The organism is Stenotrophomonas sp. STEN046 (assembly GCF_056759755.1).
Window position 1 is genome coordinate 72,640 of sequence record NZ_JBRRDR010000015.1, and the last position, 13,624, is coordinate 86,263.

The 13,624-nt window shown below is 66.5% G+C and carries 10 protein-coding genes; 5 read left to right on the forward strand and 5 right to left on the reverse strand.

Going from position 1 to position 13,624, the window contains the following annotated elements; genetic code table 11:
• Window positions 1-10: 10 nt before the first annotated feature.
• The 3 genes from ACVOLJ_RS09635 (at window position 11) to ACVOLJ_RS09645 (ending at window position 3,908) form a co-directional block, all read left to right on the forward strand.
• Window positions 11-1,621, forward strand: coding sequence for a carboxyl transferase domain-containing protein (locus ACVOLJ_RS09635; protein WP_481564031.1), 1,611 nt, complete (start codon window positions 11-13; stop codon window positions 1,619-1,621).
• Between the two features lie 8 nt (window positions 1,622-1,629).
• The gene (locus ACVOLJ_RS09640; RefSeq protein WP_481564032.1) at window positions 1,630-3,645 is read left to right on the forward strand and encodes an acetyl/propionyl/methylcrotonyl-CoA carboxylase subunit alpha; all 2,016 of its coding nucleotides are present in this window, start codon (window positions 1,630-1,632) and stop codon (window positions 3,643-3,645) included.
• Between the two features lie 83 nt (window positions 3,646-3,728).
• Window positions 3,729-3,908 carry an NHLP-related RiPP peptide gene (locus tag ACVOLJ_RS09645; protein ID WP_481564033.1) on the forward strand — a complete coding sequence of 60 codons (180 nt, stop codon included), beginning with the start codon at window positions 3,729-3,731 and terminating at the stop codon, window positions 3,906-3,908.
• 3 nt (window positions 3,909-3,911) lie between these two features.
• On the opposite strand, the gene ACVOLJ_RS09650 is transcribed toward ACVOLJ_RS09645, so the two are convergent.
• Window positions 3,912-5,075: a putative peptide maturation dehydrogenase gene (locus tag ACVOLJ_RS09650; RefSeq protein ID WP_481564034.1), complete on the reverse strand. Its 1,164-nt coding sequence runs from the start codon at window positions 5,073-5,075 to the stop codon at window positions 3,912-3,914.
• Between the two features lie 119 nt (window positions 5,076-5,194).
• On the opposite strand from ACVOLJ_RS09650, the gene ACVOLJ_RS09655 reads away from it, so the two are divergent.
• Entirely contained in the window at window positions 5,195-5,479 is a 285-nt protein-coding gene (locus tag ACVOLJ_RS09655) for an NHLP-related RiPP peptide (RefSeq protein ID WP_475280852.1), read from the forward strand.
• A 7-nt stretch (window positions 5,480-5,486) separates the two neighbouring features.
• Here ACVOLJ_RS09655 and ACVOLJ_RS09660 read toward each other — a convergent pair whose 3' ends face one another.
• The 4 genes from ACVOLJ_RS09660 to aceB form a co-directional block, all read right to left on the reverse strand.
• Window positions 5,487-7,985: a putative peptide modification system cyclase gene (locus tag ACVOLJ_RS09660; protein WP_481564035.1), complete on the reverse strand. Its 2,499-nt coding sequence runs from the start codon at window positions 7,983-7,985 to the stop codon at window positions 5,487-5,489.
• A 15-nt stretch (window positions 7,986-8,000) separates the two neighbouring features.
• Window positions 8,001-9,041 carry a GGDEF domain-containing protein gene (locus ACVOLJ_RS09665; RefSeq protein ID WP_475280850.1) on the reverse strand — a complete coding sequence of 347 codons (1,041 nt, stop codon included), beginning with the start codon at window positions 9,039-9,041 and terminating at the stop codon, window positions 8,001-8,003.
• A 337-nt stretch (window positions 9,042-9,378) separates the two neighbouring features.
• Window positions 9,379-10,680: an isocitrate lyase gene (gene aceA / locus ACVOLJ_RS09670; RefSeq protein WP_481564036.1), complete on the reverse strand. Its 1,302-nt coding sequence runs from the start codon at window positions 10,678-10,680 to the stop codon at window positions 9,379-9,381.
• 64 nt (window positions 10,681-10,744) lie between these two features.
• Window positions 10,745-12,367, reverse strand: coding sequence for a malate synthase A (gene aceB / locus ACVOLJ_RS09675; RefSeq protein ID WP_481564037.1), 1,623 nt, complete (start codon window positions 12,365-12,367; stop codon window positions 10,745-10,747).
• 110 nt (window positions 12,368-12,477) lie between these two features.
• Between aceB and ACVOLJ_RS09680 the strand changes: the two genes are divergently transcribed.
• Window positions 12,478-13,446, forward strand: coding sequence for a LysR family transcriptional regulator (locus tag ACVOLJ_RS09680; RefSeq protein ID WP_481564038.1), 969 nt, complete (start codon window positions 12,478-12,480; stop codon window positions 13,444-13,446).
• Window positions 13,447-13,624: the final 178 nt, after the last annotated feature.

Here is a 13,624-nt window from a genome sequence, read left to right on the forward strand (position 1 = left end):
GGCTATCGCGATGACCGTCCTGAACAGCCAGCTGCAACCGGGCAGCGAAACGTTTGAAAGCAACCGCGCCGCGATGCAGGCCGTGGTTGATGACCTGCACGCCACCCTCGCCCGCACCGCACTGGGCGGCAGCGAAGCGGCGCGCGCCAAGCACACCGCGCGCGGCAAGCTGCTGGTGCGCGATCGCATCGACGCGCTGCTCGATCCGGGCAGCGCCTTCCTCGAGATCGCGCCGCTGGCCGCGCACGGCATGTACGACGATGCCGTGCCCGCTGCAGGCGTGGTGGCCGGCATCGGCCGGGTCAGTGGCGTGGAATGCGTGATCGTGGCCAACGATGCCACGGTCAAGGGCGGCACGTACTACCCGATGACGGTGAAGAAGCACCTGCGCGCGCAGGAGATCGCCGAGCAGAACCACCTGCCGTGCATCTACCTGGTCGATTCCGGCGGCGCCTTCCTGCCGCTGCAGGATGAGGTGTTCCCGGACCGTGACCATTTCGGCCGCATCTTCTACAACCAGGCCAACCTGTCCGCGCGGGGCATTCCGCAGATCGCCTGCGTGATGGGCAGCTGCACCGCCGGTGGCGCCTACGTGCCGGCGATGAGCGATGAAACGGTGATCGTGCGCGAACAGGGCACCATTTTCCTCGGCGGCCCGCCGCTGGTGAAGGCGGCTACAGGTGAAGTGGTGACGGCCGAAGAACTGGGCGGTGCCGACGTGCACACCCGTATCTCCGGCGTGGCCGACCACATGGCCGACAACGACCTGCAGGCATTGGCGCGGGTGCGCGCGATCATCGCGCAGTTGAACTGGCGCAAGCCGGAACCGGCGATGGCGATGCAGCCGCCGGAACAACCGCTGCTGCCGGCACAGGACCTGTACGGCGTGATTCCGACCGATACGCGCAAGCCCTATGACGTGCGCGAAGTAATCGCACGGCTGGTCGATGGCTCGCGTTTCGATGAGTTCAAGCCGCGCTACGGTGCCACCCTGGTCACCGGCTTCGCGCATCTGAACGGCTACCCGATCGGCATCATCGCCAACAACGGCATCCTGTTTTCCGAGTCGGCACTGAAGGGCGCGCACTTCATCGAGCTGTGCACCCAGCGCAACATCCCGCTGGTCTTCCTGCAGAACATCACCGGCTTCATGGTCGGTCGCAAGTACGAACAGGGCGGCATTGCCAAGGACGGGGCCAAGCTGGTGATGGCGGTGGCCTGCGCCAAGGTGCCCAAGTTCACCGTGGTGATCGGCGGTTCGTTCGGTGCCGGCAACTACGGCATGTGTGGCCGCGCCTATTCGCCGAACTTCCTGTGGATGTGGCCGAACGCGCGCATCGGCGTGATGGGCGGCGAGCAGGCCGCCAGCGTGCTGGCCACGGTCAAGCGCGATGGCATCGAAGCCAAGGGCGGCCAGTGGCCGGCGGCGGAAGAAGATGCGTTCAAGGCGCCGATCCGCGACCAGTTCGAGCAGCAGGGCCACCCGTACTACGCCAGCGCACGCCTGTGGGACGACGGTGTAATCGACCCGGTCGATACCCGCCGCGTGCTCGCCCTGGCCCTGTCGGCCAGCCTCAACGCCGCCCCGCAGCAGACACGCTTCGGCGTGTTCCGCATGTAATCCGTGCCATGACCGAGCAAGCTCCTATGAAGCACGTTGCCATGTTCACCAAAGTCCTGATCGCCAATCGTGGCGAGATCGCCTGCCGCGTCATCGCGACCTGCCGCCGCCTCGGCATCGCCACCGTGGCGGTGTATTCCGATGCCGACCGCAATGCGCGCCACGTACGCCTGGCCGACGAGGCCATCCACATCGGCCCGGCCGCCGCGCGCGAAAGCTACCTGCGCGGCGACGTGCTGCTGGACGCCGCACGCCGCAGCGGTGCACAGGCGATCCATCCCGGCTACGGCTTCCTGTCCGAGAACGCCGACTTCGCCGATGCCTGTGCCGCCGCCGGCATCACCTTCATCGGGCCGCCGGCCAGTGCGATCCGTGCGATGGGTGACAAGAGCGCGGCCAAGGCGCTGATGGCCAGGGCCGGCGTGCCACTGACCCCGGGTTACCACGGTGAGCAGCAGGCGCCGGAATTCCTGCGCGCACAGGCCGACGGCATCGGTTACCCGGTGCTGATCAAGGCCAGTGCCGGCGGCGGCGGCAAGGGCATGCGCAAGGTCGAGCGCAGCGAGGACTTCGTCGATGCGCTGGCCAGCTGCCAGCGTGAAGCGGCCTCGGCGTTCGGCAACGACCACGTGCTGGTCGAAAAATATGTGGAGCGGCCGCGCCACATCGAGATCCAGGTGTTTGGCGCTGGCCATGGCGAGGCGGTCTACCTGTTCGAGCGCGACTGCTCGGTGCAGCGCCGCCACCAGAAGGTGCTGGAAGAAGCACCGGCACCGGGCATGAGCCCCGAACGCCGCGCCGCGATGGGCAAGGCCGCCGTCGATGCCGCACGCGCGGTGGGCTACGTGGGCGCGGGCACGGTCGAGTTCATCGCCGGCCCGGACGGCGACTTCTACTTCATGGAAATGAACACCCGCCTGCAGGTCGAGCACCCGGTCACCGAATTCATCACCGGCACCGACCTGGTGGAATGGCAGCTGCGCGTGGCCGCCGGCCAGCCCCTGCCCAAGCGTCAGGACGAACTGGCCATCCATGGCCACGCCATCGAGGCACGCCTGTACGCCGAGGATGCCGACCGTGGTTTCCTGCCGTCCACCGGCACCCTGCGCCGCCTGCGCCTGCCGGCGCCGTCGGCACACGTGCGTGTGGATACGGGTGTGGAAGAAGGTGACAGCATCACCCCGTACTACGACCCGATGATTGCCAAGCTGATCGTCTGGGACGTGGACCGCGATGCCGCGCTGCGACGCATGAGCCAGGCCCTGGCCGACTGCCAGGTGGTGGGCGTGACCACCAACGCCGGCTTCCTGCGCCGATTGGTGCATACCGATTCGTTCGCCAACGCCAAGCTGGATACCGCGTTGATCGTGCGCGAGCAGGCCGCACTGGCCACCCAGGGTGATGCGGACGCCGCACTGTGGGAGCTGGCGGCAATCGCTGCGGTGACCACCACCGCGCGCGCTGCGGCCGACGCCCGTGACCTTCATTCGCCATGGCAGGCACAGGATGGCTGGCGCCTGGGCGCATCGGCGCCGCGCCTGCTGCCGCTGCAGCAGGGCGAGCACACCCGCACGCTGAAGGCATGGACCCTGGCTGACGGCTGGCGCGTGCAGTGCGACGACGATGCGCCGAAGCACATCGTCGGCCACGCTGATGGCCAGGCCCTGTCAGTGCAGCTGGACGGCCGTCGCTGGCGGTTGCAGCTGCAACGCGACGGCGACCAGTTGTATCTGTTCGGTGCCGATGGCCAGCACCGTTTCACCCTGCACGATCCGGTGGGCGAATCCGAACAGGCCGGCGCCGATGCCGGCAGCCTGCTGGCACCGATGCCTGGCAAGATCGTGGCAACGCTGGTGGCCGCCGGTACGCAGGTCAAGCGTGGTACGCCGCTGGTGGTGCTGGAAGCGATGAAGATGGAGCACACCCTGCAGGCACCGGCCGATGGCACGGTGAAGGGCTATCGCGCCAAGGCAGGCGACCAGGTGGGTGATGGCGCGGTGCTGGTGGATTTCGAGGCAGACTAGCCGCGCTGGCATCAGTCTCGAGTATCTGGCAACAATGGCAGGCCACAGCGGGTCGCCACAGACCCGCTGCAAGGCGCCTCCCATTGCCCGAGGGATCGATCACACCGTTGTGCACGATGGTGCAGCAGCTGGCCAGCAAGGAAGAGTTCGAACAGTCACGCCAGGCCCTGCTGGAATATCTCTCGGGTGCAGGGCGCACGGCCATGAACGTGGTTTTCACGTTCGAGTCGCGTCAGATGCAGAAAGTCATTTCCGCATGCTGAGACTCAGCGGGTTGCTGGCCAGATCCGGCCTTCCGGGTCCAGCTCGGTTGTTGCAAGCACATCACTTCGCCAACCGAATCCACAGATCGCCAGCACACCTTCGGCCATTGGCTGCAGGCCGAGCATCTGCTCGGCCTCGGCTTCATTGATCGCCGCCGTTACAAACGCGCCCAGTCCGTGCGCGGTGGCCGCAGTGTAGAACGCCTGCGAAACATGTCCGGCATCAAGCGTGACGGCTCGATAGGCCTTGGCGTGGTTCCGGTATTTCCAGAAACTGCGTTCGAAACGGCACACCAGGATCAGCTGGACGTGTGCCCCGGCAAACCAGTGCTGCCCCGCCAGCAGCCGCAGGTTGAAGGCCGCCAGGTCGTCGGGCTGCTGGTCCAGGCGTGCCAGTTCGTGAGCAACCGCATGATAGTGATACAGCCCCGGCTGCAGCGCTTCCACGTTGCGAACGACCAGAAACGCTTCCAGCGGATGCAGCCCCCCGGCAGACGGTACATTCTTTTTCAGGAAACGCACGCCCGGCTCGGTTTCCACCAGCGACTGGGCCATCAGTACCTGCTGCAGCAGTCGCGCCAGCAACGGCAACGGCAGTGCCCGGTCGGGCGCGTAGTTTCGGCAGGTCACCCGCGACTGCAGCAGTGGCTGCATCGGGTCTTCGTCGTCGCGGGGCAACGCCACTGCACCGACCTGACGCGGCGGTGCCTCTGCTGGTGGAGGGCCGTAGCTGCGCACCAGATCCTGTGCCGTCACCAGCTGGGCGCGCTCCATGTCGCCCAAGCTGTCCACGTCCTGCCAGCGCGACTGCTGGTAATGCAGTGCCGACAGCGGCCACCAGTGGTTCTCTCGAACTTGCTGATCGGCGAGGAATGCGATTTCGTGCGCAGGGTCATCACTGACCAGCAATCCCTTCCGCAGAAGCGCTAGAACACGTTCGCGCGATTGCGCATCATCGGGCACGTTCTGCCACTGCTCGGCGCTGCATTCCAGCAACCACAGGCAGCTGTCGCGCTCGATCACACAAGGTGCGTGGAGATGCGCTGCACGCACCTGCAGCTCGCTCTGAAAACTGACCCCTGTGCGGCCACCGAGCAACCCTGCCAGATCGAACGCTGGGTGTTCAACTGGCTCGACCATCATGGTCCGGCAGCGGCGGAATCTCATGGCGTGTGCCCCGAATAGCTTCAACAAGCGGCGATCATACCCGGGCAGCTGCGCACAACCATCAACTCCGCACCGGCGCAGCCGATACTTGTACTTTCCCCAACCTGCGGTAGCGATCCATGTCCCGTTCCGTCCTGCCCCCCGAAATCGTCCAGGTCCTGTTGAAGCGCCTTTCCAGCGACGATGCCTTCCGTGCTGCGTTTGCTGCCGATCCGGCGAAGGCACTTATTGCACTGGGCGCCGATGCTGACAGCGTTGCTGCCTGCAACACGCCGCTGGACTCGCTGGGCGGCAAGGAAGAATTTGCCAGGGCGGAAGCGTTGATGAGCGAGCGCCTGGCTGCGACGGGCCCATTCAAGGTGCCCTTCATGTTCGAAAGCGGCCTGAAGGGGCTCCAGGACTAAGCCGCCCTCAGGGGATTCCTGCCTGCTGCGGGCTGGCCGCAACGGCCAGCCGGCGTGCATCGGCCACATTCAATGGCAGCAGGACCAGGGCACCCGCGTCCTCGGCGAAGGCCAGGCCGGTGCGCTGGCGCAACCAGTGTTCCCTTCGCTCTGCGGCCTGATCGCGACCGAGGGCGCGCTCGATATCCAGCTGCAGTACATGCCACTGGTATAGCGTGCCGTTGGCCAGCGGCTTCATCAGTGCCGAAGCGGCCTCTGCATTGCCGGCATCCAGCTCACCACGTGCGCGAAGCAGCAGCCACAGCTCCTGCAGGCGTGGGTCGGTACTACGTTCAACCAACGCCTGCAGTGCAGGACGGCGGGAGCGCAGCTCGCTGTGCAAGCCGGCGCGTTGCAGGTGATAGGCCACCGACAGTGCTACGAAAGCGCGATGACGGGGCGCAGCGCCGACACCCTCATCGACCGCGGCCAGGGTACGGTCCAGCAACCGCGCGTACTGCTGCCGGGAACCGCTGCCGCCGGCCTGTGCAGTCCATGCCTCCGACTGCAGGGCCAGGATGTCGCACAGCTCCTCCACACTCGCACACTGCTCCACGGCCTGCGCCATCTCAGCAGCCGCATCGCTGGCCTGACCCTGCAGGGCGAGCAGCCCGCTGTACTCCATGCGCGCGCCGAATCCGCGCGAGGTGATGGCTTCACTGCGTTCGCGCGCCTTCTTGGACTCTCCATCCAGCGCCAGCGCGACCGCCTCCAACATGTCGCCGTGCCAGTTCGGCAGCGCTCCTGCTTCCCTGAACGCAGCGACGGCAGCCTTGACCTCGCCACGCGCAAGCTGGGTGCGGCCGACGAAGGAAAGGACCAGCGCGCGCTGTGTTTGATGGCGTTCCAGCAGCGGCATCATGTCGGCCAGCGCGCCGTCATAGTCGCCATAGGCAAACAGGGCCATCGCGTGATTCATCCAGCCAGCCGGATCGTCCGGATACAGCTGGGTCAGCATCCGCCACTTCTCGGCACTGCGCTGCGGAGGAGCGCCGCTGAAGTCCGCACCCCAGGCGTCCAGGTACAGCTGGTCGCGTGCGCTGAGCCGCGTGCGCCCCGACACGGCCTGGCGGTACAGTTCGCCGGCCGCCGACACGTTGCCCATGGCGTACTGCAGCCGCATCTGGCCGATGTAGGCAAAGGTGAACTGGGGATCGAGTCGGGTAGCCTGCTGGAAGAACAGCAGCGCTTCATCGAAGCGCTCCTGCGCCAACGCATCGCTGCCCTTGGCATAGGCATGCAACGCATCAAGATTGGCGGTAGCCACCGTTGGCAGTGGTTTCTGCTCGCGGCTGACATCGTGCAGCGCCTCACCCAGATCGCTGCGCAGTGCCTTCACCACGGTGTCGGTGGAGGCCAGGATCGAATCCAGGCCATTGCCATCGGCGAAGTGCGTGTAGACCGTCTGGCCACTGCGTGGATCCACCACCTCCACGCCCACCCGTACCTTGCCGTTGAGCTCAAGCACGGTGGGCATCAACACCGCACGCGCACCATCGCGAAGCGCCACCTCGATCGCCAGCGCGCGATCCAGCCGCGCATTGGCTGGGCGTTGCATCAGCTGCAGGGTGTCGCGCACCTTCAGTTCGCTGAGAATGTTGACGAAGCGCGATTGCCCCAGGCTGATGTAAAGCGCCTGTTCAAGGCTGGAATCCAGCTGCGGGTAGGCCGTGCTGTTGCTTACTGCCGCCAGGATCACCCAGTCACGTTCAGCGAACGCGATCGCTGGCGCAGGCCGCAGCAGCGTCCACATCACCACGGCCAGCACCACCGCCAGCGTCGCCTCGGTAAACACGGCAGCAGGCCGACGCCACAGCGGCAGATCCCGCCAGGCTTTGTCACCCGAACGGGGCCGGCGCAGCGGCGCGCGGCCACGAATGCCGACTTCGAATACCTGCTGCCGTTCGCCGATCCCCTTGAAGCGCCAAAGCCCGTGATCCTTCCAGCGCAGTTCGTCCGCTGTCCAGGGCAGCTCGCTCCCGGCCCGCCGGGTCATCTGTTCGGCCGCCGAAGACACCAGCACCTGACCGGGCCACGCCAGCTGCATCAAGCGCGCGGCCATCGGTTTGGCCAGCCCTTCAGCCTCCACCGGCTTGGCGCCGTGGGCGACGGCCTCGGCGCTGTTGTCCCACAGCAGTATGTCGCCGACGTGCAGGCCTGCGCGTGCGCGCAGCACGATGCCACGCTCCTGGCCCATCACGTCAACTGCATTCTGGTAGGAAATGGCGAAACCGATGCCATCGATGGCGCGTTCAAACAGAACGAACAATCCATCGGATCGATCGATCAGCTGGCCGTTCCAGTGCTGCTGCAGGCTCAAGACGAGGCGGTCGTGCTGCTGGAAGAATTCGGCTGCGGCGACATCGCCGATACGCTCCACCAGCTGCAGCGAATCGCACAGGTCGGTGAACAGCAGCGCCCGCAGCTGGGCGTTATGCGGGGTCGACGTTCCGTTGTCGCCATTCATCGCCAGGGTCTCCGCTCATTGTCCATCCGGACCATCGGTCCACCGCAGGCAGTTGCCGCCTGCGCGCTTGGCTTGGTACAGCGCTCGATCGGCGCGAGCGTACCACTCGCTCCAGTCCGCGTCAGGGTCCAGCAGGGAAGCCCCGATGCTGGCCAGGCTGACGTGCGGGGTACCGTGGCTGCGCTCCAGCAATCCGTGCACCGCGCTGAGGATGAACTCGGCGGCATGCTGCACGATCTCGACGTTGCCCCGGCGCAGGATCAGGCAGAACTCGTCTCCGCCCAGGCGGCAGGCCAGGTCGTGTTCACCGGCCATCGAGCGCAGGATGTTGCCCATGCTCTGCAGCACCCGGTCACCGGCCTGGTGCCCGTGGCGGTCATTGATCTGCTTGAACCGGTCGCAGTCGATCAGCAGCAGCGCCTGCGGCAGGCCATCGGCGTGGCTGCGGCACTCCTGCAGGTACAGGGTCAGGCCACGGCGGTTGTGCAGGCCGGTCAGTTCATCGGTGCGCACCAGCTCCCGGGTGTGGGTCAGCTGGTGGGTGGTGATGTACAGGTTGTCCAGCGCGGTTTCCAGGTCGTGGTTGCGCCGCCGCAGCTGGCTGATCAGCATCTGTTCGTTGGTCAGCACACGCAGGATCGTGCGCCGCAGGAAGTAGGCCACCAGGCCAGGGTCGGACTCCACCAGGCGATGGAAGTCGGCCGGGCCCAGTTCCAGCACCTCGCAGTCGGCCATCACCCGGGCGCTGGCGCTGCGCAGATGGTCGCCCATCAACAGGCCCAGCTCGCCGAAGAACTCATGCCGGCCGAGCGTCTTGAGCACCAGGTCCTCACCGAAATCGAGCTCGACCAGGCCTTCGAGGATGATGAACATGCGCTCGCCGCGATGGCCGCGCTGGAACAGCCACTGCCCCGCTTCCAGCCTGTGGGGCTGGGCAAACCGGGCGAACAGGGCCACCTCTTCTTCCGAAAGCAATGCATGCACGATCTCGGCCATCGCCACCTGCGCGATACCGGTTGTCGTGTCGATGTTCTCGGCCGCACCCCTGCCGGTCATTCCCTGCACCTGCCGCCAGCGTCCCCTGGTGAGCCGCGGAGCATATCAGTGAATCAAACTGTGCGCCGCTTCTCATTTTCGTGAAGACGCGGCGTGCCGTCGCACACGCAGGCAAGCTCCCCATTCACCCGCGTTGACGGTGGGAAGAAAGCAAACCATATCAATATCTTGGCGTGACCACGACGCCGATTGTCGCAGCGCCCGCAGATACAACAACGCCGGCAGATCCCCCGATCTGCCGGCGTCGTCTGGCCCTTCCCTGGCCACCCTGATCGGGTCCGAGGCCGGTGGCGCCCGGTACGTCACGTGCTGCCGGCCAGCGGCCGGCACTACCGGATCACGCGGCCCGTTCGCTGCGGCTGCCGTGGAACTGTTCTTCCTCGGTCGACCCGGTCAGCGCGGTGGTCGAGGACTGGCCCTGCTGGATCGCCTGGGTCACCGCATCGAAGTAGCCGGTGCCGACTTCGCGCTGGTGCTTGACCGCCGTGAAGCCCCGCTCGGCGGCTTCGAACTCGGCTTCCTGCAGTTCCACGAAGGCGCTCATCTGCCGGCGCGCGTAGCCGTGGGCCAGGTTGAACATGCCGTAATTGAGTGCATGGAAACCGGCCAGGGTGATGAACTGGAACTTGTAGCCGTAGCTGCCCAGCTCACGCTGGAACCTGGCGATGGTGGCGTCGTCCAGGTTCTTCTTCCAGTTGAAGCTGGGCGAGCAGTTGTAGGCCAGCAGCTTGCCCGGGAACTTCGCGTGGATCGCCTCGGCGAATTTCCGTGCGAATTCCAGGTCCGGCTTGCCGGTCTCGCACCACACCAGGTCGGCATAGGGCGCATAGGCCAGGCCGCGGCTGATCGCCTGGTCCAGGCCATTGCGGGTCTTGTAGAAGCCTTCCACGGTGCGCTCGCCGGTGGCGAAGGGCGTGTCGTTGGCGTCGATGTCGCTGGTCAGCAGGTCGGCCGCTTCGGCATCGGTACGCGCCACCAGCAGGGTCGGCACACCCAGCACGTCGGCGGCCAGGCGCGCGGCATTGAGCTTCTCGATCGCCTCGCGGGTCGGAACCAGCACCTTGCCGCCCATGTGCCCGCACTTCTTCACCGAAGCCAGCTGGTCTTCGAAATGCACGCCGGCCGCGCCGGCTTCGATCATCGCCTTCATCAGTTCGAACGCGTTGAGCACGCCGCCGAAACCGGCCTCGGCATCGGCCACGATCGGCTGCAGGAAGTCGATGTCATCCTTGCCTTCGGCGTGGTGCAGCTGGTCGGCGCGCAGCAGCGTGTTGTTGATGCGCTTGACCACCGCGGGCACCGAATCGGCCGGGTACAGCGACTGGTCCGGGTACATCTGCCCGGCCAGGTTGGCATCGGCGGCCACCTGCCAGCCGGACAGATAGATCGCCTTCAGGCCGGCCTTGACCTGCTGCATCGCCTGGTTGCCGGTCAGCGCGCCCAGCGCGTTGACGAAGTCGCGCTCATGCAGCGACTTCCACAGCTTTTCCGCACCCAGCCGGGCCAGTGAGTGCTCGATGTGGACCGTGCCACGCAGGCGCACCACGTCGGCGGCGCTGTAATTGCGCTGGATGCCTTCCCAGCGCGGGTTGGTATCCCAGTCGTGCTGGATCTGTTCGGCAGTGGGCAGCTTGCTCATGTCTTTCTCCAGTTCGGTTCGTGCGTGCAGCGGGGAAGGGAAGATGGCGTGGTGCAGGCGACGATCAGTCGATGCGTACGTACGCCGGCAGGGTCAGGAAATCGGTCAGCTCATTGCGGCGGCTCAGATCGCCCAGCAGGGCGATGGCCTCTTCGATACGACCACCGCCCGGCAGGGCGGCGGTGTCGCCCAGACGGGCCGGCAGCTGCGCCAGGGTCGCGTCGAGCAGGCCCAGATCAATCGCGGTGCCATCGTCCAGCTGCTGGCCTGGCGTGTGCAGCCACTGCCAGAGCTGGCTGCGGCTGATCTCGGCGGTGGCCGCGTCCTCCATCAGGTGATGGATCGGCACGCAGCCGTTGCCATCCAGCCACGCGGCCAGGTAGCGCACGCAGACTTCCACGTTGCCTTCAAAGCCGGCGCGGGTGATGGTGCCCGGCGGCCGTGCGATCAGTTCATCGCGACCGACGCGCACATCCTGGCGCAGCACGCTGTGCTGGTTCGCGCCGGGCATATGTTCGTCGAAGATCGCCATCGCCACCGGAATCAGCGCCGGATGCGCAACCCACGTGCCGTCGTGGCCGGCGGTGACTTCGCGCAGCTTGTCGGCACGCACGCGGGCCATCGCCTGTTCGTTGGCGGCGGCATCGTTGTTGATCGGAATCTGCGCGGCCATGCCCCCCATCGCATGCGCGCCGCGGCGGTGGCAGGTCTGGATCAGCAGTTCCGAGTAGGCCTTCAGGAACGGCTGGGTCATGGTCACCTGGCCGCGCTCGGGCAGCACGCGGTCGGCGTGGCGGCGGAAGGTCTTCAGGTACGAGAAAATGTAGTCCCAGCGCCCGCAGTTGAGGCCGACGATGCGCTCGCGCAGGGCGTGCAGGATCTCGTCCATCTCGAACACCGCCGGCAGCGTTTCGATCAGCACCGTCACCTTGATCTGGCCGTGCGGCAGGCCGAGCATGCCTTCGATGTGCGACAGCGCGGTCTCCCACAGCGCGGCCTCTTCCATGCTCTGCAGCTTGGGCAGGTAGAAGTACGGGCCACGGTCCCTGCTCTGCAGGGCGCGCGCGTTGTGGAAGGCGAACACTGCCGCGTCGAACAGGCCGCCGGCCAGCGGCTGGCCGTCGATGGCCACATGCTTCTCGTCCAGGTGCCAGCCACGCGGACGCACGATCAGCACGGCCTGTTCCTCGTACGGGCGCAGTGCGTAGTGCTTGCCATTGGCGGCGGTGAACTGCAGATCACCCCGCACGGCCGCGGCCAGCGACTGCTGCCCGGCCAGCAGGTTGCGCCAGGTCGGCGAGGTCGAATCCTCGAAGTCGGCCATGAACACCTTGGCGCCGGAGTTCAGTGCGTTGATGACCATCTTCGGGTCGGTCGGGCCGGTGATCTCGACGCGGCGGTCCTGCAGCGCGGCCGGCAGCGGTGCCACGGTCCAGTCGCCACTGCGGATCGCAGCGGTGTCTTCGCGGAAATCGGGCAGGCCGCCCTGGTCGAAGTAGGCCTGGCGCTCGCGGCGTGCCTGCAGCCGTGCCTGCCGGCCCGGTTCCACCGCGCGGTGCAGCGACACCAGCAGGGCCAGCAGCGGCGCCGGCAGCACGGTGGCCTGACCGGCCACCTGGGTCGCCAGGGCGATGCCCGGGGTGGCCTTGGCGGCGGTGGAAGGAACAGCGGAAGCGACGGCGGACATGGGGCAACTCCAGCAGTGGGGGAACGACCCCACCGTGCGACCGAAGCCCTGTATTTGGCAAAACAGTTTTTGCAATGCTTTACATAAGTCGTGCTAATACTTATGACGCCATGAGCACACGCACCCCGCCAAGCCCTCGTTTTTCCTACAAATCCGACCGGCTGAAGCCGCTGCGCGCGTTCTGCCAGACGGTGCGGCTGGGCTCGGTCTCACGGGCTGCTGAGGCGCTTTTCGTCAGCCAACCGGCCATCAGCCTGCAGCTGCAGGCGCTGGAGCGCGAACTGGGGGTGCCGTTGTTCGAGCGCAGCGGCCGCCGTCTGGTGCCCAGCCGCGAGGGCCAGCTGCTGTACGAAATGGCGCAGCCGCTGGTGGAAAGCCTGGACGGGCTGGAGGCGCGCTTCCGCGACAAGGTGCGCGGGCTGGACGCGGGCGAACTGAACATCGCCGCCAACAGTTCGACCATCCTCTACCTGCTGCCGAAGATCATCGAACGCTTCCGCCAGCATTACCCCGATGTGCGCCTGACCCTGCACAACGCGATCAGTGCCGACGGCACCGACCTGTTGCGCGAGGATGCCGCCGACCTGGCGATCGGTTCGATGACCGATGTGCCGGCCGACCTCAGTTATGCCCCGGCCTACCGCTTCGAGCAGGTGTTGATCGCCCCGCATGACCACCCGCTGGCCAGCGGCGCCGAACTGGAGCTGGCCGACATCGCGCGCTACCCGCTGGTGCTGCCACCGAAGCGGCAGATCACCTACCGGCTGGTCGACCAGGTGTTCCAGCGCCACCGCATCGCCTACACCGTGGCACTGGAAGTGGGCGGTTGGGAGGTGATCAAGCAGTACGTGGCGATGGGCATGGGCATTTCCATCGTGCCTGCGCTGTGCCTGAACGACGCCGACCACGAGCGGCTGGCAGCACGTTCGATGAAGCGCTGGTTCCCCGAGCGCAGTTACGGGGTGATCGTGCGTCGGGGCAAGGCGTTGTCGGCGCAGGCGCGGGCGTTCATCGAGCTGATCCAGCCGGAGTTGTTCAGCCCGCGCGATTACGACCAGAGCGGGCATTCCGAGCGGTGAGGGGTGTTCGGCAGGGCTGCCGCCCTGCACCTGCGGTAGTGCCGGCCGCTGGCCGGCAACAGCAACAGCAACAGCGGGCTATCCGTGGAATGGCGGGGGGGGTCCGGTTACGGGGGACGCGGCAAGTACGGCCCTGTAAGCGCGGTCGCCGCATCCATGCGGCTCACGCCCCCGCAAC